Source organism: Nocardia sp. CC213A, from assembly GCF_030766805.1.
Lineage (GTDB): Bacteria > Actinomycetota > Actinomycetes > Mycobacteriales > Mycobacteriaceae > Nocardia > Nocardia otitidiscaviarum.
Window position 1 is genome coordinate 103,879 of the sequence record NZ_JASFXA010000011.1, and the last position, 22,390, is coordinate 126,268.

The following is a 22,390-nucleotide window of genomic DNA, read 5'->3' on the forward strand; positions in this document are numbered from 1 at the left end:
CCGGCCGCTGTCACACCCGGCCACCACCCGGTCTCTCACCTTGTGTCCGAAACACAACACACGAGGAGACCCGAATGACCGTCCTGGAACTGGCCCGCTTCACCGTCGACCCCACCGACGTCGACGCCATGCTGGCCGCCCGCCCGGCCATGCTCACCGCCCTGCGCGAGAAATTCGACGGCTTCGTCTCGCTGCGACTCGTCCGGCTCGACGAACGCACCTGGATGGATGTGGTGGAATGGCGAGACCGCGCCGCCGCCGACGCCGCGGCGGCCGGAATCGGCGCGGTGCCCGAATGCGCCGCCGCCTTCGCGTTCATCAAGGAGATGGTGTCGATGGAACACGCGACCGTCGAGTTCGCCGATGCCTGAGGCGGCGGGGCGGCCGGACCTCGAGGGTCTGGCCGCCCGGGCCGTCGCCGGAGACGCCGACGCCCTCGAACAGCTCTGCCGCGAACTCCAGGACCTGATCTACCGGCTCGCCCTGCGCTTCAGCTCCGACCCGGAAGCCGCCGCCGACGCCACCCAGGAAATCCTCATCCTCGTCGTCACCCACCTGTCGGAATTCGAGGGCCGCTCCAAACTCACCACCTGGGTGTACACCATCGCCTCGCGCTACCTGCTGCGCACCGTGCGCGGCCCGATCGAACTCAGCGTCGCCGGACCCGAACCCTTCGCCGACTGGATCGACCGCAACCTCGCCCCCACCCCCGCCGACCACTTCGACGAAGCCACCTTCCGGCTGCTCGCCGGCGAAGTCCGACTCGCCTGCACCTACGGCATGCTGCTCGCCCTCACCCGCGACCTGCGCATCACCTACCTGCTCGGCGACCTCATCGGCCTCCCCGACAGCGAAGGCGCACAAGCCCTGGGCATCACCCGCGCCGCCTACCGGCAGCGCCTGGCCCGCGCCCGCCGCACCATGCGGAGCATCATCGCCGACCGCTGCGGACTCGTCGACCGCGCCAACCCCTGCCGCTGCGACCGCCAGATCGACTCCAGCATCGATTACGGCATCCTCGACCCCGCCCACCCCACCTTCAGCACCCTGCCGGGCGCGCACCCACCCATCCCCGCCGACACGCTCGACACCGCCGCCCGCCAACTCGACACCGCCACGGCCATCGCCGAGATCTACCGCTCCGACCCCGAATTCCGGGCGCCCGAGCGCGTCTGGGAGACCCTGCAACGCGCCTGCCCCGCCCTCACCGGCTGACCCGGGTGGGTGACGGCACGCGTCGCCACCCACCCGCACACCCGTCGGGCAATGGTTGCGCCGCTGACCGATTCGTACGATCGAACCCATGGCAACGCAGACCGCAGGCGACCTGCTCCGGCACTGGCGCACCACCCGCCGCCTCAGCCAACTCGAACTGGCGGGCCGCGCCGAAACCTCCACCCGCCACCTCTCCTTCATCGAGACCGGCCGCGCCACCCCCAGCCGCGCCATGCTGCTGCACCTCGCCGACGAACTCGACATCCCCCTGCGGGAACGCAACCGCATGCTGCTCGCCGCCGGCTACGCCCCCGTCTACACCGAACCGGCGCTCGACAACCCCGCCATGGCACCCATCCGCACCGTGCTCCGCCAGGTCCTCACCGGCCACGAACCCCACCCCGCCCTCGCCGTCGACGCCAACTGGAACATGGTCGACGCCAACGCCGGCATCGCCCTCTTCCTCGACGGCGTCGACCCGGCACTGCTCACCCAACCCGTCAACGCGCTACGCCTGAGCCTGCACCCCGACGGCCTCGCCCCACGCATCACCAATCTCCCCGAATGGCGGGGCCACATCCTCGAACGCCTGCAACGCCAGATCGACGTCAGCGGCGCGCCCGAACTCACCGCGCTGCGCGACGAACTGCGCGCCTACCCCGGCGGCGAGGAACACCCCGGGCTACCCGATCCCGACCAGGCCGTGGTCCCGCTGCGCCTGCGCCTGGACGGCCACGACCTGTCGCTCATCAGCATCACCACCGTCTTCGGCACCCCCATGAACGTCACCGTCGCCGAACTCGCCATCGAAGCCTTCTTCCCCGCCGATCCGGCCACCGCCACCCTGCTGCGCGACCGCATCGCCGTCACCGCAGAATGACCCACATGGACGTGACCGCGCACGTAGCCGCCCTCCTGCGGGTGTCCGTCGCCCTGCGGCGGATCGGGCACAGCCACGCATGGAGCCTGTATCGCGGTGAAACCGCCGACGGCCGAGCCATTTTCGTCAAAGCCCTCGACAACGCCCCGGACGACATCCCGGACGGCGATGCCCCGGACCACAGAGTCGCGGGTGGCAACAACGCGCGCGACGACGGCGCGGCCGGGGGAGTCGCGGGTGGCAACGCACTCGACGAGGGCGAGGCGGGGGGAGTCGCGGGTGACAGCGCAGTCGACGAGGGCACGACCGGGAGAGTCCCGGGCCACAACGCACCCGACGGTGGCGCGATCGGGCCGGGCGTGGGAGAGGGGAGTGGGGTCTTCGGCGCGGAAGCGGCCGGACTACGCTGGCTCGCCGCCGCGGATCCCGGCGGTCTCGTTCCCGCCGTGCTCGCCGTCGACGCCCGCGTACTCGTACTGCCGTGGCTGCCACCGGAATCGGCATCCTCGGCCGCCGCCGAACGCTTCGGCCGCGACCTGGCCGCCCTGCACGCCGCCGCACCGGACCACTTCGGCGCGCCCTGGCCCGGCCGCATCGCCACCCTGCCCCTGGACAACACGCCGACGGCGGGGGAGTGGGGTCCCTGGTACGCCGAGCGCCGCCTCGCGCCCTACCTACCCGCCGCCGCACCCCACCTGGGCCGCGACGGCGTCCGCTTGATCGAAACCGTCATCGACCGCATCGGCACCCTCGCCGGCCCCGCCGAACCGCCCAGCCGGATCCACGGCGACCTGTGGTCGGGCAATGTGCACTGGACCGACGGCCGCGCGATGCTCATCGACCCGGCCGCCCACGGCGGCCACCGCGAAACCGACCTGGCCATGCTCGCCCTCTTCGGCGCACCGCACCTGGACCGCATCCGCGCCGCGTACGACGAGTACGCACCGCTGGGAGAGGGCTGGCGGCAACGCATTCCGCTGCATCAACTCCACCCGCTGCTCATCCATGTCGTCCTATTCGGCGGCGCGTACAGCGCGATGACGGCCGATGCCGCGGTAGCGGCCCTCGCGGCGTAGCAGCCGGAGCTGGAGCCGGACTCCCTTGCAGTCGCAGGTAAAAAATACCTACATGGAAATATGCGCATCTAAACATGTATGAGCCGCATGTCACATCGAACGCTGCGGTCTCCACGCGGATACAACACGCACGGAGGAGAAGCAGGCTCGATTCTCGATGAGATTCATCGACCTGCCTCGTCTACACGGGTGAATGCCCTTCGAGACCTTCAGGAGCGTGTCATGACCACAGTGCCGGCCTTCCGCGTGGGCGACCCCGTCTGGATCGATCTCTTCACCGCGGATCCGGATGTCAGCATCGCCTTCTACGGCGACCTCTTCGGCTGGACGGCCGAGCGGGCGGGGGAGGAGTTCGGGGGCTACATCACCTTCCGCAAGGACGGGAAGGCGGTGGCCGGGGGAATGGGCAAGACCGAGGACGGGATTCAGGGGCCCGATCAGTGGACGGTGTACCTCCGGTCCGATGACGCGCGGGCGACCGCGGAGCAGGCGGTGCGGGAGGGCGGGTCGATCGTGGTGCCCGCCCTGGACGTGGGGGAGCTCGGCACGATGGCGATTCTCGGTGATCCGTCGGGTGCGGGGATCGGGGTGTGGCAGCCGGGGACGCACCGCGGCTTCGAAGCGATCGGCATCGCGACGGGCGGTCACTGGAGCGGGCATGTCGGCGTGCCGTCCTGGTTCGAGTTGCAGACCCCGCACTACGACAAGGCGCTGATCTTCTACACCGATGTCTTCGGCTGGCAGGACCCCTTCCGGGTCGCGGTTCCCGGGGAGGGTGAGATCGGGTACACCACCATCCACTCGGAGACGCCGATGCTCGGGGGCGTCATGGACGCGCACGCCTTCCTGCCGCCGGATTCGCCCGGCGGCTGGCGGGTCTATTTCGGCGCCGACGATGTCGAGCGGGCGGTGCGGCGAGTGGTGGAGCTGGGTGGCTCGGTGATCGCGCCGGTCATGGATACGCCGTTCGGCCGGATGGCCGGTGTCGCCGACCCGACGGGCGCGCATTTCAGCATCGGAGGCAATGCGTCCTGACCCGGCGGGGGAGGGGAGTGGTTGTCGGTCCCGTGGGATAGCGTCGCGCGCATGGAACTGCGGCGGATCCATCACGTGGCGCTCATCGCGTCGGACTACGAACGGTCCAGGGCGTTCTATACCGAGGTGCTCGGGCTTCGAGTGCTGGCCGAACATTATCGCGCCGAAAGGCGCTCGTACAAGCTGGATGTGGAGCTGCCGGACGGCGGCCGGTTGGAGCTGTTCTCCTTCCCCGACCCGCCGCCGCGGCCCTCGCGCCCGGAGGCCGCGGGCCTGCGGCATCTGGCCTTCGTGGTGCCGGATGTGGCGGCGGCGCTGGCCGAACTGAGGGACCGGGGTGTGCGCGTGGAGGAGATACGGGTCGACGAGTACACGGGGAAGCGTTTCGCGTTCTTCTTCGATCCCGACGAGTTGCCGCTGGAGCTGTACGAAGCGTGAGTCCGTGGATGTGACGGTATTTCGGTGATTAAAAAATGGAAATATGCGCATCTAAACATGTTTAATCCGACCTCATATCTCCTGAACTCACCAAACAACAACCCGCGCGTTCCGGCCCAAGCACTTTCACGGCCCCGACGAGAGGGGAGAGGCGCCTCCCATAGGATGGCCCGCATGACCAAAGTGCTCCTGAAGACCTCCGCCGGGGATATCACCCTGGAACTGGACGAGGCCAAGGCGCCCAAGACCGTCGCGAACTTCGTCGACTACGTCAAGGCGGGCCACTACACGGACACCGTGTTCCATCGGGTGATCCGGGGCTTCATGATCCAGGGCGGCGGCATGACCGCCGATATGGCGCAGAAGCCGGCGCCGAACCGTGTCGAGAACGAGGCGAACAACGGTCTCCGCAACGACAAGTACACCGTGGCGATGGCGCGGACCATGGATCCGCATTCGGCCAGCGCGCAGTTCTTCATCAACACCAACGACAACGAATTCCTGAACTACCCGGGCCAGGACGGCTGGGGTTACGCCTCGTTCGGCAAGGTCGTCGAGGGTACCGACGTGGTGGATGCCATCGATGGTGTGCGCACCGGCTCCAAGGCCGGGCATCAGGATGTGCCGGTCGAGGCCGTCACGATCCTGTCGGCCGAGCTGGTCTGACGATCGTCGGTTGACGCGGCGTCGACGCCTCGACGCGAAAGCGGCCCGGAACCATCAGGTTCCGGGCCGCTTCGGTGTTCGGGCGGCGCTCAGGCGTCGAGCACCTGCTTCTCGCGCTCGACCACGGGCGGCAGCACCGACCATGGGAAGTTGATCCACTTGTCGGTGCGCTTCCACACGTATTCGCAGTCCACCTCGGAGTGCGGCTTCTGGTAGACGACCGCGCAGCGCACCTCTTTGACGTGGTCGCTGCAGAAGTCGCGGACCAGCTTGAGCGTCTTGCCGGTGTCGGCGACGTCGTCGGCGACCAGGACGGTGGCTCCGGCCAGGTCGATGGGCGCGGGGACCGGCGGCAGCATGACGGGCATGTCGAGGCGTTGGTCGACGCCGGTGTAGAACTCCACGTTCATGACGTGGAGGTTCTTCACGTCGAGGGCGTAGCCGAGGGCTCCGGCGACGAAGAGGCCGCCGCGGGCGATGGAGAGGATGAGGTCGGGTTCGAAGCCGTCGTCGGCGATGGCGGTGGCCAGTTCGCGACTGGCGTCGCCGAACAGCTCCCAGGTGAGTTCTTCCCGCTCCGCCATCCGTTCCTCGCCTTTCGCTGTCGCTGTTGGATTGCCGTTACACGATATGGCACCGGGGTGCGGTCGTGGGGCTCACCTGCCCCGATCGCTACGGCTGGTGGGTGATGGTGTACCAGAGCAGCGCGAGGGTGCCGGCGGCGAAAAGCGGTACGAGGATGAGAGTTTCCATCTTGTTGCCGGTGCGGTCGATGATGGGGAATCGGATGCGGATGTCGAAGGGCCACAGCAGGCGGCAGCCGCGGTCGGTGAGGCAGTCGCCGAGGACGTGGGCGAGGGTGCCGAGTCCGACGGAGAAGGGCAGCCAGGCGGGTTTGTCGCTGATCCAGTGGTCGATGGCGAAGGTGCCGCAGGTGGCGAGCACGACGACGGTGCCCCAGGCTTTGACGCTGTCGCCGGTGGGTGCGAGGTTGAGGGCGCGTACGGCGAGGGCGAGCAGGAAGAACACCAGGGCGAGGGTGAAGTGGCGGCCGATCCAGTGTTCGCCGGCCCAGGTGCCGTAGGTGACGAGGGCGACGAAGGCGAAGGAGTGGGTGGCGCCGCGGTGTCCGCCGGAGATGGCGGAGATGAGTTTGCACGCGTAGTGGGTGATGGGGCCGAGCACGTGGGAGATGGTGCCCTTGGGATGGTCGGCGTCGGGGAGCAGCGCGGCACCGGCGGTGAGGAAGGTGCCCATCACCAGGTCGACGGATCCGATGGTCCCGGATTGCATTGCGGGATAGGTGATGACGGTGAGTGGTAGCGCTGCTGCGGCGGCTGCCCACGCCAGCGCGCCGCTGGTGGCGTGTGAATGTCCTAGCACCGCGAGAAGGTTAGCCGATCTAATTGCTGTTGCGTCAATGCTGCTGTGTGAGGGCAGGCACGTTGCGCGGCAGGTCATTCCGGCCGCGACTTCAGCATATCGCGGTGAAAGCGGCTGTCGCAGCGAATCTTTCGCTGCGGACAGCGGTGATGCGCACCGGGCGGGACGGGTGCTGGACGGGTCCCCGCTATCGGTCCGCCGTGGGGGTCAGCAGGCGGTCGAAGGTGTGCAGATCGCTGGACAGGGCGTGGAAGACGCTCAGCGAGACCGCGACTCCGAAACAGCCACCCAGGCACAGCGTGATGACCGAGCCGACGGCGGCCTGCTGCTGCGCGGGTTCGAGGAACGCCAGCCCGGCGGCCGTGCCGAGCAGCGGTACGGTGGCGGCCGCGGCGAGGTAGACGCGGTTGCGGCGGGCGAGCACACGCAACCGGGCGCGGTCGTCGGGTGCGGTGTGGCCGCGTTCGAGCAGCCCCGGGTAGTACCAGCGCAGCACGTAGAAGGTGACGGGGAAATAGGTGTAGGACACGGCGACGGCGGCGGTGACGATGCTGGAGCAGACCACATTGAGCAGTGTCCCGGTGGACAGTTCGGCGGTGCCGAGCAGCCGGACCAGCAGGATGAGCAGGGCGATGGCCCATCCGGCGAAGTTGACCACGGCGATGCGGTCGCCGCAGGCGAGGGTGTCGGCGCGGGCACGGGCGAGGGTGTCGTCGTCGTAGTGGCGGCCGCGGCGCAGTCCGTAGGGGATCTGGATGACGCGGCGGCACCAGTACACCAGCACGGCGATGCTGGCGGGGTAGACGACGAGTCCGAGCAGGAACGCCAGGTCCACCAGCTGTTCTCGCTGTCGGTCGTCGAGGTCGTGGGCGAGGACGGCGGTGTTGTGGGTGTACAGGTAGTACCCGGCGAGCAGTTGACCGAGCGCGCTGGACACGGTGACCACGGGCATCGGCCGCATGCGGAAGCGGGCGCGGATGCTGCTGTCGGGCGGGTCGACGAGGTCGCGGGCGGTGCGGTCGAGGGCCAGGTCGAGTTGGTGGGCGAATTCCGCGCCGCTGTGGAAGCGGCTGTCGGGGTCGGGGGACAGGCAGGTGAGCAGTGCGTGCCGCAGTACGGGTGGGCAGTCGGCGGGCAGGTCGGCTTCGAAGCGCGGGTCGATGGGCGCGCGGCGGCGGGTGATCATGCGGTCGAGGCTGGTGCCGGTTTCGCCGTAGCGGGGTTCGTCGTCGAAGGGGAGGCGTCCGGTGAGCAGTTCCCACAGCACGACGGCGAGCGCGTAGAGGTCGCTGCGGGTGTCGAGGCGGCCGGGGTCGGCGTGCAGGTCGGGGTGGCAGGCTTCGAGTTGTTCGGGGGACATATAGCGCAGGGAGCCGCCGAAGTAGGCGACGGGGCTGTGTCCGGGTAGTAGTCGGCTGAAGCTGATGCCGAAGTCGGCGAGTTTGGGTTGTCCGTCGGCGGTGAGCAGGATGTTGGCGGGTTTGATGTCGCGGTGCAGGACGCCGCACCGGTCGGCGTGGTCGAGGGCGCGGGCGAGGCGGGCGCCGAGCCAGGCGACGGTTTCGGGCCAACTGAGCCGCCGCGGTTCGGCGCGGGCGGGGGCGGCGGGTTCGGCGTTCGGGCCGGCCTCGGTGTTCGCGACGGCATCGAGCAGTAGTGCGCCGGAACGCTTCTCGGCGGGTACCCGCTGCATGCGCGCGAGCACGTGCTCGAGTGTCCCGCCCGACACGTACTGCATGTACATGAGCCGCAGTCCGGTGTCGCCCAGCTGCCGCTGGTCGAAGACGCGCACGATGTGGTCGTGGTCGAGCTGTGCGAGGGTCTGCGATTCGCGGCTGTTGTCCCGGGAGATCTTCACCGCCACATACCGTTGCATGGCGTGCTGGCGTGCCAGGAACACCTTCCCGAACGCCCCCTGTCCGAGCGGCCGCACCAGATCGAATTCGTCGACGGTGGTTCCGGCGTCGATCTCGTCGAGCGGATCACCGCCTCCCGGGCGCGTGAACGCCAGGGTGGCGTCCTCGTAGCCGGCGCGGTCGTCGGTGAGCGCATTGTCGGCGAGCATGTAAGGCACATCACGAAACCCAGGGGTCGGGTTACGGGCGTCCCGGCCCCCATTTCTCGTGTCTTGTGCGATGCCCCCGGCCGTGGGGCGATCTCGGGCGCGCGATCCGGCCCCGAGTGGGTACGCGGTATGTGATGGGTATCGACGCAAGGGGGTGGCGGTGAGTTTCGCGGGCTGGCCGGTGGCCGGGCTGTTGCTGATGCTCGGCGGCTGCGGGCTGGTGCTGCTGACCGCGGGGGTGCGCTTCACGCGGATCGTGGACGAGATCGCCGACCGCACCGGGATCGGTGAGGCGCTGGCCGGGGCGGTGTTGTTGGGCGCCACCACGTCGCTGCCGGGGTTGGTGACCTCGATCGCGGGGGCGGCGGCCGGGGATGCCGGGTTCGCGATGTCGAACGCGCTGGGCGGGATCGCCGCGCAGACGACGTTCCTGGCGGTCGCCGATCTCGCGTATCGGCGGGTCAATCTGGAGCATGCGGCGGCGTCGGTGCCCAATATGGTGCAGTCGATGACGGTGATTGCCCTCATCGGCGTGGTGTTGGCGGCGGCCGCAGGTCCGGATGTCACCGGGTGGGCGGTGCATCCGGCGACACCGCTGCTGCTGGCCGTGTACGGCTACGGGCTGCTGCTGGTGCGCCGTTCGAGTGAGCGGCCCATGTGGCGGCCGCTGACCACGGAGGACACCGTCGCCGACGAACCCGGCGATACCGCGCGGCCGGAGTCGAATCGGCGGCTGTGGATCGAATTCGCGGTGCTGGCCGCGGCGGTCGCCGGGACCGGCTGGGTCATCGCGCACAGCGGTCTGGCGCTGGCCGAGCGCACCGGGCTGTCGGGTTCGCTGGTGGGTGGGCTGTTCACCAGCGTCATCACCTCGCTGCCGGAACTGGTGACCGTGCTGGCGGCGGTGCGGATCGGCGCGGTGACGCTCGCGGTCGCCGACATCATCGGCGGCAACACCTTCGACGTGCTGTTCGTCGCCGCCGCCGATCTTGCCTATCGGGGCGGGTCGATCTACCATGCCGCCGACCGGTCGGCGATCTTCGTGACGGCGTTGGCGGTGCTGTTGACCGCCACCCTGGCAGCGGGTCTGCTGGGCCGGGAACGACGCCACATCGGCTTCGAAGGGGTGGCGATACTGGTCTTCTACGGCTTCGGTGTGGCGTCGCTGGTGGCGATGGACTGAATGCCCCGCGTCCAGGGTCAGTCGCGGGCTCGGCGCGTCAATTCGACGGTGGCGGAACGTAGTTCGCCGATCGAATCGATGGGGGAGAAGTAGCCGACGCGGGTGACCGCCATCCCGCGCGGTGTGGAGACACGCAGGTCGAGGCCGTAGCGGTCGGCGCGTTCACAGCTGGCGGTGTCGGCATCCGGGTAGCCGCCGAAGGCGCGCGCCATGGCGAGCAGGGCGTCGGCGTGGTCGTCGTTGAGATGGGTGATGGCGCGCTGGGCGTGCGGGATCACCGGGTCGGGGGCGGCGGCCGCGTACTGTTCGGCGGTGGCGGAATCCATGCGGCCGTAGCCGCCGACCCAGCGCACCCGCCGCACCCGCAGGATCCACAGCGTGAAATCGCTGTAGTCGATGTAGTACTTCGCCGCCGGAACCGCCGCGAGATGCGCCTCGCGGGCGGCCGCCGCTTCGGTGCCGTCGGGGCGCTCCACCACGCCGGCGAGGGTGACTCGTGCACCGGCGAGCGGGTCGGCCGGTGCGTCGGGCGACACCACCGCCAGGCTCGCGCGCGGGTCGGCGAGCAGGTTGCGGCCGTGCTCGGCCATCCGTGACACGCACAGCACGGGCTGCCCGTCCAGCAGTCCGTAGGTGACCAGTGATGCCCACGGACCGCCGTCCTCGCTCAGGCTCGCCAGGGTCGCGGTATTGGTCGCGGCGGCAACGGTTCTGGCCTCCTCGGCCGCCGACGGCCGGGTGTCGTCGGCCACCGGTGTCAGCGGAGGTGGGATGGAGGGCGCGTCGCCGGGGTCACCGTGATCGAGAGTCATAGGTGAGAAGGTACGCGGCGAGCCCCCACAGGTGGGGGTGTCGTCGGTCGGACGAGCGCACCGGCGGTCGGGTTACGCTGCGAAGGTGAGCAACGCGAGTCTGCGAATATCTCGTTTGCGGAGTCTCATCGAGCATCCGCGCACGGGGGACAGCGAACGGGCGGCGGCGCAGCGCATGCTCGACCGGCTGCTGGAGAAACACACGCCGGACACGGCGGGGGACCGCTCCTACGGGTCGCGGTACTGGCGGGTCGGGCGGCACGCCAGCCTCGACAGTGTCGCCGAACTGATCCGCGCCGACATCGCACTGGCCCGGGTGGTGTTCTCGAGCACCGGCGCGCCCGGTGAGGTGGCGGTGAGCAGCCCCATCGCCGACGCGCCCGCCGAGATCGACTACATCGTCGAGACACCGTACTTCGGCACCATAGTCATCACCATCAACGGCATCCCCTACGAGTGGGGTTGGGAGCGGGAGGACGGCATCGAAACCGTCAGCCCCGCCCTGCGCGCGCTCGCCGACGAACTCACCGACATCATGAACGCCTACAACCACGACGGCTCCGATATCGACAAACGCTTCTTCGGCAAGGTGCGCGCGGGGGGAACGACCCTGGTGTTCTGACCGGCAAGCCCGCGCCCCGGCACATCTCCCGCGCCGCAGTACCTCCGACACGCACAGTGCTCCGCGAACCGTCGTGGTTCGCGGAGCACCCTGGTTGTCGAATCGGGACCGACGGATCAGGCCGGGTCGAACCGGTCCAGTTCCATCACCTTGGTCCAGGCGGCGACGAAGTCGCGCACGAACTTCTCCTTCGAGTCGTCCTCGGCGTACACCTCGGCGAGCGCCCGCAGCTGCGAGTTCGAGCCGAACACCAGATCGACGCGGCTGCCGGTCCACTTCCGCGCCCCGGTGACCCGGTCGATGCCCACATAGGTGCCGTCATCGGTCGGCGACGGCTCCCACTTCGTGCCCATATCGAGCAGGTTGACGAAGAAGTCGGTGCTCAACGCACCCGGGTTGGCGGTGAACACGCCCAGCGGGGACTGCTGATAGTTCGCGCCCAGCACGCGCAGGCCGCCGACCAGCACCGTCATCTCCGGGGCGGACACGGTCAGCAGGTTCGCCCTGTCCAGCAGCAGGTATTCGGCCGGGAGGCGGCTGCCCTTGCCCACATAGTTGCGGAAACCGTCGGCGGTGGGTTCGAGCGCCGCGAAGGACTCCACATCGGTGAGCTCCTGGGTGGTGTCGGCGCGCCCCGGACGGAACGGCACCTCGATCTCCACCCCGGCGTGCTTGGCGGCCTGTTCCACCGCGACCGCACCGGCCAGCACCACCAGATCGGCGAACGACACCCGCTTGCCGCCGGACTGGGCGGCATTGAACGCCTCCTGGATGTTCTCCAGGGCGCGGATCACCACCGCCAGCGCATCGGGTTCGTTGACCTCCCACCCGATCTGGGGCTGGAGTCGAATCCGGCCGCCGTTCGCGCCGCCGCGCTTGTCGCTGCCGCGGAACGACGAGGCCGCCGCCCACGCGGTGGACACCAGCTGCGCGATGGTCAGATCCGAGGCGAGGATGCGCTGCTTCAGATCCGCGATCTCCGCCGCGCCGATGGTCTCGTAGTCGACCGCGGGGATCGGGTCCTGCCACAGCAGTGTCTCGGTAGGCACCTCCGGGCCCAGGTACAGCGCCTTGGGACCCATATCGCGGTGGGTGAGCTTGTACCAGGCTTTGGCGAACTCGTCGGCCAGCTCCTGCGGATGTTCGAGCCAGCGGCGGGTGATCCGCTCGTAGATCGGATCCATCCGCATGGACAGGTCGGTGGTGAGCATGGTGGGCAGCTGCTTCTTCGACGCGTCGAAGGCGTCGGGCACGATGGCCTCGGCGTTCTTGGCGACCCACTGGTGCGCGCCGGCGGGGGACTTGGTCAGCTCCCACTCGTAGCCGTACAGGGTCTCCAGGAAGGAGTTGTCCCACCGGGTGGGGGTCGGGGTCCAGGTGACCTCGAGCCCGGAGGTGATGGCGTCCTTGCCGACGCCGGTGCCGAAGCTGGACTTCCAGCCCAGGCCCTGTTCCTCGAGGGGAGCCGCCTCGGGCTCGGGGCCGACATGGTCGGCGGGGCCGGCGCCGTGCGCCTTGCCGAAGGTGTGCCCGCCGACGATCAGCGCCGCGGTCTCCACATCGTTCATGGCCATCCGGCGGAAGGTTTCGCGAATGTCGTGGGCGGCCAGCAGCGGATCCGGGTTGCCGTTGGGGCCTTCGGGATTGACGTAGATGAGACCCATCTGCACGGCGGCCAGGGGGTTCTCCAGGTCGCGCTCGCCGCTGTAGCGGGCGTCGCCGCCCAGCCAGGTCTGTTCGGGACCCCAGTACACGTCCTCCTCGGGCTCCCACTGGTCGACGCGGCCGCCGCCGAACCCGAAGGTCGCAAAGCCCATGTCCTCGAGTGCCACATTGCCGGCGTACACGATGAGGTCGGCCCACGACAGTTTCTTGCCGTACTTCTTCTTCACCGGCCACAGCAGCCGCCGCGCCTTGTCCAGGCTGGCGTTGTCGGGCCAGGAGTTCAGGGGAGCGAACCGCTGCATGCCCGCACCCGCGCCGCCGCGACCGTCGCTGATCCGGTAGGTGCCCGCCGCATGCCAGGCCATGCGCACGAAGAACGGGCCGTAGTGCCCGAAGTCGGCGGGCCACCAGTCCTGTGAGGTCGTCATGACCTCGACGATGTCGCGCTTGACCGCCGCCAGGTCGAGGGTCTGGAACTCGGCCGCGTAGTCGTAGCCGTCGTCCATCGGGTTGGCGACGGCCGGATTCTTCTGCAGGATCTTCAGATTCAGCTGGTTCGGCCACCAGTCCCGGTTGCTTCCGCCCTCGGTGGGGTACTTGAGGCGACCGGCCGCCATGGGGCACCCGCCTGCTGCGGGTTCGGTATTGGCCTCTCCGACGGGCGGATGTTCCTGAGCCACTGGCGGTTCCTTTCGAGTTCGTGCATGGTCGTACACATCCAGCTAAGTGGAGTCGCTCAAGATTATGACCTATTCAAGTCTTGTTCGCGAGCGAATGGCGAAAATAGTTCACTAACCGGGCATTACATACGCCAGTATCCGGCTACAGTGATAGCCAATAGATTGCTGAAAGGTTGTAGGTCAGGGTGAGCGCCGCGCAACTATGCGGCTGACGGCGAGGGGAGCCGCACATGGACACGGTGTCGGAAGCATTGCTGACCACGAACATCCCGCCCATCGCCGAACGCCGCTTCCTGTGCCTCTGGAAATCCATCATGTGGACCAGTGCCGGGGGAGACGGTTTGGTCGGCACCTTCACCGGCTCGCTCGTCCCGCCACGACTACGCGCCGCCACCGCGCGCAAACTGATTCCGGTCACCGCCATCGACCTGGGCGAATGGGGGCGCAGCGCGATGGTGATGCGCATAGCCCGCGTCCGTGGCCCGCTCGACGACCGACTGTGGGCCGTCGATGGTGATATCCGGGTGGATACGACGGCTGCGAGTCGGCCGCTGCGACATATCCGCGGAAGCATCACCGCGTGCGATATCGGTGTCGACGATGCCGGAACGCTGATCATGCGGCCGATTGCGATGTGAAGGCGGCATCAGCGAGCGTAGAGTTGTCAACCCGAGGTGAGAGGGGTTGACGATGTCCATATGCGCCACACCGGCAATGGTCCGGGCCGCCACGATCGCCGTGGCCGCGAGCGCGGCCACCCTCATCGGCGCGGCCGGTCAAGCATCCGCCGACGTCGAACCCGGCGCCTACACGTCCACGACATGGTCGTCCGGCACTGTGCTCCTGCAACGCGACGCGCGCGTCGAGGGCGGAGACCTGGTCTTGATAGGCCGTTACCCGATCCATCCGACACCCGACGGCGGTTACGTGGACCTGTTTCCCGGCCACCGAGTCGTACTCATCAGCGACGAACACGGCGGCTACGCGGGCCCGGCGTACCTGGGTGGGGTGGAAGTCGGCTCCATCACGCTGACGCCTCAACGCTGAGCGATGGATGATGGGGAGGTGCCCGCCTGATGCCGCACGTGAGCTTAACTTGACATAGTGTAGATTATCGGCGTTTATACGGCGTGGGCCGTTACGGGTAAACAGGCTGTGCGACAGCGCATTTCATGCCCCAGGGTGCTGATCGATCCGGCGTCCCGATCGGCGCTGCGCCCGCCGATCCGTGGTTGTTCTCGGAATATCGTCGGCATCGTCCGGAATCGCTGATGTGGTATCTCCTGTGCGGCAGCTGGATTATCGGAATATTTACTGTCGATCCGAGGCGGTGAATCGGGGTCGGTCCCATCGGGTTCCAGGGGTCGACGCCCGTCCGCTCCCCTGTGGCCATTCCGCCTCGTCAATACGTCACAGTGACGTATTGACGGGTAATTCCGGGCTACGCGGCTACGGCCACGCTGGTCGCCTGGTCGCGTGCGGAACTACCCGAAGACGGCTTCGGTGGCCGATGCCCGTGCTCGGTTGTGAGCATCTGCCATCGAAACATCCCTCGACGTGATCCGACTGATCCGAGCCTCTCGGGGTCCGCTTGGATTGGCGGTACTCCCCTGCCGCGCGCTCCAGCCAGGTCAACTGGCTATTCGTCACGGTGACGATATGGAGTCGGTGAGGCGGCCGCCGACGGTTCGCGTGACCGCGCCGAATCTGTCGGTGCCGCCGGGCACAATCAGGTCCACTGGCGTCGTGGACCGGTCGGGGGCGCGCTGGTGCCGTCTCACGGTAGGAGGGTGCGGCGATGACCGAAGTACTCGACGAGGGTGATTTCTCCGCTGTCCACATGCTGATCCGGACCCGGCTGTACTCCAGCAATGACATTGCGGCCGATGCCGTCCGGCGGGTGCTCGCACCGGGTCTGGTGCAGCGGGTGGTGCTGGATGCGGTGCACACCGTCCGTCCGGTCACGTATACGATGCTGGCGCGCTGGCCGATCGGGGAGCATCAGTTGTTCGCGCTCGCCGAGGCCAATGTGCGCGGCGACGATTCACCCGAGATCACCACCCTGGCCTTCGACGGCGTGGATATGGGCGAGGGACTGTCGGTGTCGCTGTTGACCGGGTCGGAGTACATCACCGCACACCTGCGGTGGCTGGGTGAGTATCCCGTGCACGGCCGGCGGGGCGCCATTGCCATCGTGCCGTCGAAGCGGTACGTGTACGCGTGTCCCGCCGACACCATGGACCGCGCTTTTCGCGCCACCGTCGTCCTCGCGCGTCTCGCCACCACGGCGTTCGCCGAACAACCGTGGCCGGTCAGCCCGCACGTCTACATGTGGCGTGATGGGCGGGTGGACCTGGCTGCCATGGCCGTCAGGACCGACGACGGTGTCGGCATCTACCCGACCGACGACTTCCACTACTGGCTCGACACCTTCGGCGGGTGACAGCGGATCGGGTGGTGTCGGTTCACTGTCGGGCCACCAGGTCCGCCGCCCGTTGGGCGATGGCCTTGCCCAGTTCGGTGGTGGTGGCGGTGCCGCCCAGATCCGGGGTGAGTATCCGGCCTTCTTCGAGGACCGCGCAGACCGCGGTGTCGATGGCGGTGGCCGCGGTGGTTTCGCCGAGGTGGTCGAGCATCATGGCGGCGGCGAGGATCTGGGCGACCGGATTGGCGATGCCCTGGCCCGCGATGTCGGGGGCGCTGCCGTGAACGGCTTCGAACATCGACGGGGTGTCGCGGGCGGGGTTGATATTGCCGGAGGGGGCCAGGCCGAGGCCGCCGGTGACGGCGGCGGCGAGGTCGGAGAGGATGTCGCCGAAGAGGTTGGAGCCGACGATGACGTCCAGGCGGTCGGGGTGCAGGACGATCTCGGCGGCGAGGGCGTCGACGTGCATGGAGCGGACGGTGACGTCGGGGTAGTCGGCGGCGACCTCGTCGATGATGCTGTCCCAGTACGGCATCGAGTGGATGAGCCCGTTGGATTTGGTGGCCGAGCACAGGCGGCGGTCACGGTCGCGGGCGCGGTCGAAGGCGTAGCGGATGATGCGTTCGCAGCCGACGCGGGTGAACACCGACTCCTGGAGTACGAATTCGTCGGGGCGGCCGGGATTGTGGCGGCCGCCGATCTCGGAGTACTCCCCCTCGGAGTTCTCGCGCACGATCAGGATGTCGAGGTCGGCGGCGGTGCGGTCGCGCAGCGCGGATTCGGTGCCGGGCAGCAGCCGCACCGGACGCAGATTCACATACTGCCCGAAGGCGCGGCGCAGCGGGATGAGCAGCCCCCACAGCGAAATATGGTCGGGCACACCGGGAAAGCCGACCGCGCCGAGCAGGATGGCGTCGAAACCGGCCAGTTGCTCGGCCCCGTCCGGCGGCATCATGGCGCCAGTGCGCAGATAGTTCTCGCACGACCAGTCGAATGCTGTCCATTCGATCCCGGGCAGCACGGCGTCGACCACGGCGACGGCTTCGGCCGTCACGTCCACGCCGATCCCATCACCGGGAATGGTGGCGATGCGGTAGGTCACGGTGTCTCCTTGTCGAGTACAGGGCGTCGAGTACAGGGCGGCGAGTACGGGCGCGCCGGGTCACAGCCCGCGGCGGGTCACAGCGCGACCCGGATGTATTTGGTTTCCAGGAATTCGTCGATGCCCACCAGGCCGCCCTCACGGCCGAGCCCGGACTCCTTGACGCCGCCGAACGGCGCGGCCGGATCCGACACCACGCCCTGGTTCAATCCCACCATGCCGGTGTCGAGGGCTTCGCTGACGCGCAGGCCGCGGCGCAGGTTCTCGGTGTAGACGTAGGAGACGAGCCCGTAGGGGGTGTCGTTGGCGCGGTCGACGGCCTCGGCTTCGGTGTCGAATACCGACAGGGCGGCGACGGGGCCGAAGATCTCGGTGTGCCCGATCGGCGCGTCGGCCGGTACGCCGGTGAGAACCGTTGCGGGATAGAAGTTTCCGGGTCCGGGATGGGGTTCACCGCCGGTGACGGCGGTGGCGCCGCGGCGGCGGGCGTCGGCGACCAGCTCGGTGACCTTGGCGACGGCGTCGGCGTCGATGAGCGGCCCGACCACCACGCCGGGTTCGGTGCCGCGCCCCATGGGCAGTGCGGCCATGCGGTCGGCGAGGCGGGCGGCGAAGGCGTCGGCGATGCCGCGCTGCACCAGGATGCGGTTGGCGGCCGTGCACGCCTGCCCGATATTGCGCATCTTGGCGAGCATGGCGCCGTCGACGGCGGCGTCGAGGTCGGCGTCGTCGAACACCAGGAAGGGGGCGTTGCCGCCGAGTTCCATGGAGGTGCGCATGACGGTGCGCGCGCACTGTTCCAGCAGCAGTTTGCCGACGGCGGTGGAGCCGGTGAAGGAGAGTTTGCGGGCGCGGCCGTCGGCGATGATCGGGCCGATCAGTGCCGCTGGGTCGGAGGTGGTGAGCACGTTGACCACGCCCGCGGGCGCTCCGGCGCGGTGCAGCACCTCGGCGAGCGCCAGCATGGACAGTGGTGTCTGTTCGGCGGGTTTGACCACGCAGGTGCAGCCGGCAGCGAGTGCGGGCCCGATCTTGCGGGCGCCCATGGCCATCGGGAAGTTCCAGGGGGTGATGAGCAGGCTGGGTCCGACGGGTTGCCGGGTTACCAGGAAGCGGGAGCCGCCGGTGGGTGCGGGCATGTAGCCGCCGTCGAGGCGTACCGCCTCCTCGGCGAACCAGCGCAGGAATTCCGCTGCGTAGGCGACCTCGCCGCGCGCCTCGGCCAGGGGTTTGCCCATTTCGAGGGTCATGACGAGGGCGAGGCGTTCGACGTCGTCGAGCAGTAGCCGGTGGGCGCGCATGAGGATGTCGCTGCGCTGCCGGGCCGGGGTGCGCGCCCAGTCGGCCTGGGCGGCGGTGGCCGCGGTGAGGGCGCGCAGGCCGTCGTCGGGGCTCGCGTCGGCGACGGTGCGCAGGATGTCGCCGGTGGCCGGGTCGGTGACCGGCATGGTGTCCGCGCCGGGGCGCCAGTCGCCGTCGATGAACAGTCCGTGGGGGATGCTGTCGATGGCGTCGCGTTCCGTCTGGGTCAGGTGTGTCTCGGTGAGCATGGCTCCCGTTCCTCCCGCCGTGGCCGCAGGGTGATGCGGCCGAGTCCATTGCCGCCGTACTGCCGCACATGTTATGCATATTGTCGACAATCCGACAATAGACAATCCCGCATCAGACCATCGCGCCGACGCTGTCCTCGAGTTCCCACCGTCCGGCCCGCCGGATCGATATCCGAACTCCCCGCCCGCGCCGGACCGTTCCGGAGGCGATCACCCATGACTGCCCTGTCCCCCGTCCTCCTCCAGGCCACCCCCGTCACCGTCGACCACGGCGAGGGCTGCTACCTGTACGACACCGACGGCCGCCGCTACCTGGACTTCACCGCCGGGATCGGCGTCACCAGCACCGGACACTGTCATCCGCGCGTGGTGGAGGCCGCGCAGGCGCAGGTGGCGAAGCTGGTGCACGGCCAGTACACGACCGTCATGCACCGGCCGCTGCTCGATCTCACCGAGAAGCTCGGCGAGGTGTTGCCGGAGGGGTTGGATTCGCTGTTCTTCGCCAATTCCGGCAGTGAGGCCGTCGAGGCGGCTTTACGGTTGGCGCGCCAGTCCACCGGGCGGCCGAACATCATCGTCTTCCACGGCGGCTTCCACGGCCGCACCGTCGCCGCCGCCACCATGACCACCTCCGGCACTCGTTTCTCGGCCGGGTTCAGCCCGCTCATGGGCGGGGTGCACGTGGCCCCCTTCCCCACCGCGTTCCGCTACGGCTGGAGCGAGCAGCAGGCCACCGATTTCGCGCTGCGGGAACTGGACTACATCCTGGCCACCCTCACCTCCCCCGCCGAGACCGCGGCCTTCGTCGTGGAACCGGTGCTCGGTGAGGGCGGCTACGTTCCCGCCACCGCCGGTTTCCTGCGGGGTTTGCGTGAGCGCGCCGACCGGCACGGGATTCTGCTGGTGCTCGACGAGATCCAGACCGGGTTCGGGCGCACCGGAAAGTTCTTCGGCCATCAGCACTTCGGCATCCGGCCCGACATCATCACCATCGCCAAGGGGTTGGCCAGCGGCTTCCCGCTCTCGGGTATCGCGGCTCCGGCCGAGCTCATGGCGCGGGCCTGGCCCGGCTCGCAGGGCGGCACCTACGGCGGGAACGCGGTGGCGTGCGCGGCCGCCCTGGCCACCCTCGAGGTGATCGAGAAGGAGGGTCTGGTCGAGAACGCGGCGCTGCGTGGTCGTGAACTGTTGGACGGGGTGCGGGCGCGCGCCACCTCCGGCATCGGCGACGTGCGCGGTCTCGGTCTCATGGTGGGTGCCGAATTCACCACGGCCACGGGGGAACCCGATACGGCCGCGGCCACCGAGGCGCGGCGGCTGGCGGTGGAGAAGGGCATGCTGCTGCTGGCGTGCGGCGCGCACATGAACGTGGTGCGCATGATCCCGGCGCTGGTCGCGACCGCCGAACAGATCCGCGAGGGCCTCGACATCTGGGAGGCGGTGCTTGCGGAGCTGTGACGGCGGCCGACACTCCGGTCAGGGCGCGCCCTGGGTCGTGACGATCGGGACCGCCGGGTGCGCGGCGCGGCGACGGGGGCACGGTGCCGTTCCGCGCCGGGACCCCGCCGCCCGACTCCCGGAGGTGACCGCCGATACGGCCGTGTCCGCCGAACTCCGCCCCACCGATACGGAAGGCTGAACCCATGACCCGCTACCTCACCATCACCCTCACCAAGGCCGGGGTGAGCTGCCGAGCCCGCCTGCTCGACGAGCAGGCCCCGCACACCTGCGAGGCGGTGTGGAACGCGCTACCGCAGGAAGGTGACGCCTTCCACGCCAAGTACGCCCGCAACGAGGTCTACACCCTGCTCCCCCGCATCACCGCCGCCCCGCATCGGGAAAACCCCACGGTCACACCGATTCCCGGCGATGTGTGCCTGTTCGACTTCGAGCCGTGGGAGATCGGCAACCCCGCCTACGGCTACGAACCGGGCTCGGCCGCCCACCACGCCCAGGGCGCCACCGATCTGGCCCTGTTCTACGGCCGCAACAACCTGCTCATCAACGGCGACCTGGGCTGGGTCCCCGGCAATGTCTTCGCCACCATCGAGGACGGCCTCGCCGAGATCGCCGCCGCCTGCAACACGCTGTGGCTGCGTGGCGTGGAGGGCGAAACGCTCGCCTTCGCCCGCGCGAGCTGACCGCACGGGCGCCGTCGATCGGGGTTTCGCGAGGACTGCGATGTCGGGGTGCCCGATGTTCGCATCAGGCATCGTTGTCTTCCTCTTGCCCGCGTAGCCACGCGTCCCATGCCTCGTAGTCGGGATGGTCTGGGCCGATCGTGACGAGTGCGTCACCGATTACTCCGCCGGTTTCGGCGCGCATCGGCACAGTCAGGGTTCCGTCATGATTGCGTACTGCTTTCATGCGTATTGTTCCTTTCAGAGTGGGGGTGCCTCGAGACGGTGTTGCAGGTTCGAGAAGTAGCTGTCCAGCAGAGACCCCTGTGCCTGCTTGCTTTTTGTTATTCCGAGGCTCTCGGCGATGGCTTCGTCTCGGTGATCGGGTGGCATGTGACGGTTGAGTGCCCAGGCGGCAAGGCTCTCGGCGAGGGTTTCTTGCCGTCCGGCGCTTCCCGGCTGAGCGTAGTAGGGCATCATTGATCCCAGCTTGTCGTAGAGCTGTCTGAAGTCGTCCGAATCAGAGGCGTCGAGGAGGGCGCGATCGAAGGCGTGACCAACTTCGTGCACAGCCAGGGAAACGGATCCGTGATCGCCCCGGTCGCCGAGGACCACTCGGTGTGTCGACAGATCATGTAGTCCCGGTACGTCGTCCCAGGTTGTGTTGGCGGGCCAGCCGCGTGGTGTTACTCCGCGAAGTTCGGGCATGACGTCGGTGACCGAGCCAGCGACAATATCGATACCGCCTTTCGGGTGGCTGGCGAAGTATCCGAGCATCTTTCTGTGGAAGCTGTCCGGGAGACGCTCCAGGTCGCGTAGGTGCCGTTCTGGAACGGGTCCCTGCCCGACAATTCTGAGACGGTCGCCGTATATGTCCGATAGTCGTGTGCTTGTGCCGTTTCCGAAGTCGTGACTCGCCTGGCCGTTGTGTTCCTCGCCTGTACTGGCAAGAATCTGCCGGTGACTTGCTCGGTCGGTGCCTCTCACTGCCCGCGCGGTCGCCGTCGCCTCGCCGCCGACCTCACGCATGATCCCCGCATCACGTTCGATGGCCTCGCTGGCCCGAAGGATCGCCGGGGTTACCCGCTTTCGAAACAGATCAGAGATGGCCCTGCTGATCCGCATGCCGAATTCCAGGTGTCCGCAGGTCGTGTGGTGTCGCCGCGTTGAGGAGGGCGGTGGCCGACGGTCCCCGCCTCACCGAACAGTACGGTGAGGACAGTGTGCGTCGGCGGCAGTTCGGTGTGCCGCTCGGTCGAGTGCTGGGCCGGCGCTTCGGCGCGGCCCACGGCCATGCTGTCGCGGTTGCGTACTCCCGACAGCCCGCCTGCGAACGCGGCGACGGTGGCCTGGATACTGAAGTCACGGCCGAAACGTACATCACACCGCGAACACCCACCAGCAGCATTCGTCTGTCATTCCTGACTGGGCAGCGGCCGCTACCGCGGGCGGTGCCGCGACCCATGGCACCCG

23 protein-coding genes are annotated in these 22,390 nt (G+C 68.5%); 14 read left to right on the plus strand and 9 right to left on the minus strand.

Going from position 1 to position 22,390, the window contains the following annotated elements:
- The first annotated feature begins 74 nt into the window (after positions 1-74).
- The 7 genes from QJS31_RS21090 (at position 75) to QJS31_RS21120 (ending at position 5,310) form a co-directional block, all read left to right on the plus strand.
- Positions 75-371 (plus strand): antibiotic biosynthesis monooxygenase, encoded by a 297-nt coding sequence (locus tag QJS31_RS21090; RefSeq protein ID WP_306357496.1) that lies wholly within the window; start codon positions 75-77, stop codon positions 369-371.
- Entirely contained in the window at positions 364-1,215 is an 852-nt protein-coding gene (locus tag QJS31_RS21095; protein ID WP_306357497.1) for an RNA polymerase sigma factor, read from the plus strand. The genes QJS31_RS21090 and QJS31_RS21095 overlap by 8 nt, the downstream gene beginning before the upstream one ends.
- An 88-nt stretch (positions 1,216-1,303) precedes the next feature.
- Positions 1,304-2,095, plus strand: coding sequence for a helix-turn-helix domain-containing protein (locus QJS31_RS21100; protein WP_306357498.1), 792 nt, complete (start codon positions 1,304-1,306; stop codon positions 2,093-2,095).
- A gap of 347 nt (positions 2,096-2,442) precedes the next feature.
- Positions 2,443-3,171 carry a fructosamine kinase family protein gene (locus QJS31_RS21105; RefSeq protein WP_306357575.1) on the plus strand — a complete coding sequence of 243 codons (729 nt, stop codon included), beginning with the start codon at positions 2,443-2,445 and terminating at the stop codon, positions 3,169-3,171.
- Between the two features lie 222 nt (positions 3,172-3,393).
- A complete protein-coding gene (locus tag QJS31_RS21110) occupies positions 3,394-4,206 on the plus strand; it encodes a VOC family protein (protein ID WP_306357499.1) in 813 nt (270 codons plus the stop codon).
- A gap of 51 nt (positions 4,207-4,257) precedes the next feature.
- On the plus strand, positions 4,258-4,644 hold the full coding sequence (locus QJS31_RS21115; RefSeq protein ID WP_306357500.1) for a VOC family protein: 387 nt from the start codon (positions 4,258-4,260) through the stop codon (positions 4,642-4,644).
- Positions 4,645-4,818: 174 nt separating this feature from the next.
- Positions 4,819-5,310, plus strand: coding sequence for a peptidylprolyl isomerase (locus QJS31_RS21120; protein ID WP_282786539.1), 492 nt, complete (start codon positions 4,819-4,821; stop codon positions 5,308-5,310).
- 89 nt (positions 5,311-5,399) lie between these two features.
- Here QJS31_RS21120 and QJS31_RS21125 read toward each other — a convergent pair whose 3' ends face one another.
- The 3 genes from QJS31_RS21125 to QJS31_RS21135 form a co-directional block, all read right to left on the minus strand.
- Positions 5,400-5,894, minus strand: a complete 495-nt coding sequence (locus QJS31_RS21125) for a phosphoribosyltransferase (RefSeq protein ID WP_282780040.1) — start codon at positions 5,892-5,894, stop codon at positions 5,400-5,402.
- An 88-nt stretch (positions 5,895-5,982) separates the two neighbouring features.
- A complete protein-coding gene (locus tag QJS31_RS21130; protein ID WP_306357501.1) occupies positions 5,983-6,693 on the minus strand; it encodes a metal-dependent hydrolase in 711 nt (236 codons plus the stop codon).
- 187 nt (positions 6,694-6,880) lie between these two features.
- Positions 6,881-8,758, minus strand: coding sequence for a serine/threonine-protein kinase (locus QJS31_RS21135; protein WP_282780038.1), 1,878 nt, complete (start codon positions 8,756-8,758; stop codon positions 6,881-6,883).
- A gap of 160 nt (positions 8,759-8,918) precedes the next feature.
- On the opposite strand from QJS31_RS21135, the gene QJS31_RS21140 reads away from it, so the two are divergent.
- The gene (locus QJS31_RS21140) at positions 8,919-9,941 is read left to right on the plus strand and encodes a sodium:calcium antiporter (protein WP_306357502.1); all 1,023 of its coding nucleotides are present in this window, start codon (positions 8,919-8,921) and stop codon (positions 9,939-9,941) included.
- A 17-nt stretch (positions 9,942-9,958) separates the two neighbouring features.
- On the opposite strand, the gene QJS31_RS21145 is transcribed toward QJS31_RS21140, so the two are convergent.
- Entirely contained in the window at positions 9,959-10,753 is a 795-nt protein-coding gene (locus QJS31_RS21145) for a HugZ family protein (protein WP_282780035.1), read from the minus strand.
- An 85-nt stretch (positions 10,754-10,838) separates the two neighbouring features.
- Between QJS31_RS21145 and QJS31_RS21150 the strand changes: the two genes are divergently transcribed.
- On the plus strand, positions 10,839-11,375 hold the full coding sequence (locus QJS31_RS21150) for a hypothetical protein (RefSeq protein WP_143980869.1): 537 nt from the start codon (positions 10,839-10,841) through the stop codon (positions 11,373-11,375).
- 116 nt (positions 11,376-11,491) lie between these two features.
- Here QJS31_RS21150 and katG read toward each other — a convergent pair whose 3' ends face one another.
- Positions 11,492-13,720 (minus strand): catalase/peroxidase HPI, encoded by a 2,229-nt coding sequence (gene katG, locus QJS31_RS21155; protein WP_306357503.1) that lies wholly within the window; start codon positions 13,718-13,720, stop codon positions 11,492-11,494.
- Positions 13,721-13,950: 230 nt separating this feature from the next.
- Between katG and QJS31_RS21160 the strand changes: the two genes are divergently transcribed.
- From QJS31_RS21160 to QJS31_RS21170, 3 genes are all read left to right on the plus strand, one after another.
- Positions 13,951-14,358, plus strand: a complete 408-nt coding sequence (locus QJS31_RS21160) for a hypothetical protein (protein WP_306357504.1) — start codon at positions 13,951-13,953, stop codon at positions 14,356-14,358.
- A 52-nt stretch (positions 14,359-14,410) separates the two neighbouring features.
- Entirely contained in the window at positions 14,411-14,767 is a 357-nt protein-coding gene (locus tag QJS31_RS21165; protein WP_306357576.1) for a hypothetical protein, read from the plus strand.
- Positions 14,768-15,518: 751 nt separating this feature from the next.
- Positions 15,519-16,163: a hypothetical protein gene (locus tag QJS31_RS21170; RefSeq protein ID WP_282780029.1), complete on the plus strand. Its 645-nt coding sequence runs from the start codon at positions 15,519-15,521 to the stop codon at positions 16,161-16,163.
- A gap of 22 nt (positions 16,164-16,185) precedes the next feature.
- Here QJS31_RS21170 and QJS31_RS21175 read toward each other — a convergent pair whose 3' ends face one another.
- Both QJS31_RS21175 and QJS31_RS21180 read right to left on the minus strand, forming a co-directional pair.
- The gene (locus tag QJS31_RS21175; RefSeq protein WP_282780027.1) at positions 16,186-17,247 is read right to left on the minus strand and encodes a tartrate dehydrogenase; all 1,062 of its coding nucleotides are present in this window, start codon (positions 17,245-17,247) and stop codon (positions 16,186-16,188) included.
- Between the two features lie 77 nt (positions 17,248-17,324).
- Positions 17,325-18,797, minus strand: a complete 1,473-nt coding sequence (locus QJS31_RS21180; RefSeq protein ID WP_282780024.1) for an NAD-dependent succinate-semialdehyde dehydrogenase — start codon at positions 18,795-18,797, stop codon at positions 17,325-17,327.
- 216 nt (positions 18,798-19,013) lie between these two features.
- Between QJS31_RS21180 and QJS31_RS21185 the strand changes: the two genes are divergently transcribed.
- Together QJS31_RS21185 and QJS31_RS21190 are read left to right on the plus strand one after the other, a co-directional pair.
- Positions 19,014-20,255, plus strand: a complete 1,242-nt coding sequence (locus QJS31_RS21185; RefSeq protein ID WP_306357505.1) for an aspartate aminotransferase family protein — start codon at positions 19,014-19,016, stop codon at positions 20,253-20,255.
- A gap of 185 nt (positions 20,256-20,440) precedes the next feature.
- Positions 20,441-20,938, plus strand: a complete 498-nt coding sequence (locus tag QJS31_RS21190) for a DUF3830 family protein (RefSeq protein ID WP_282780020.1) — start codon at positions 20,441-20,443, stop codon at positions 20,936-20,938.
- 64 nt (positions 20,939-21,002) lie between these two features.
- Here the strand turns inward: QJS31_RS21190 and QJS31_RS21195 are convergent, their stop codons facing one another.
- Together QJS31_RS21195 and QJS31_RS21200 are read right to left on the minus strand one after the other, a co-directional pair.
- A complete protein-coding gene (locus QJS31_RS21195) occupies positions 21,003-21,164 on the minus strand; it encodes a hypothetical protein (RefSeq protein WP_282780018.1) in 162 nt (53 codons plus the stop codon).
- Between the two features lie 14 nt (positions 21,165-21,178).
- A complete protein-coding gene (locus QJS31_RS21200) occupies positions 21,179-22,042 on the minus strand; it encodes a hypothetical protein (protein ID WP_282780016.1) in 864 nt (287 codons plus the stop codon).
- Positions 22,043-22,390: the final 348 nt, after the last annotated feature.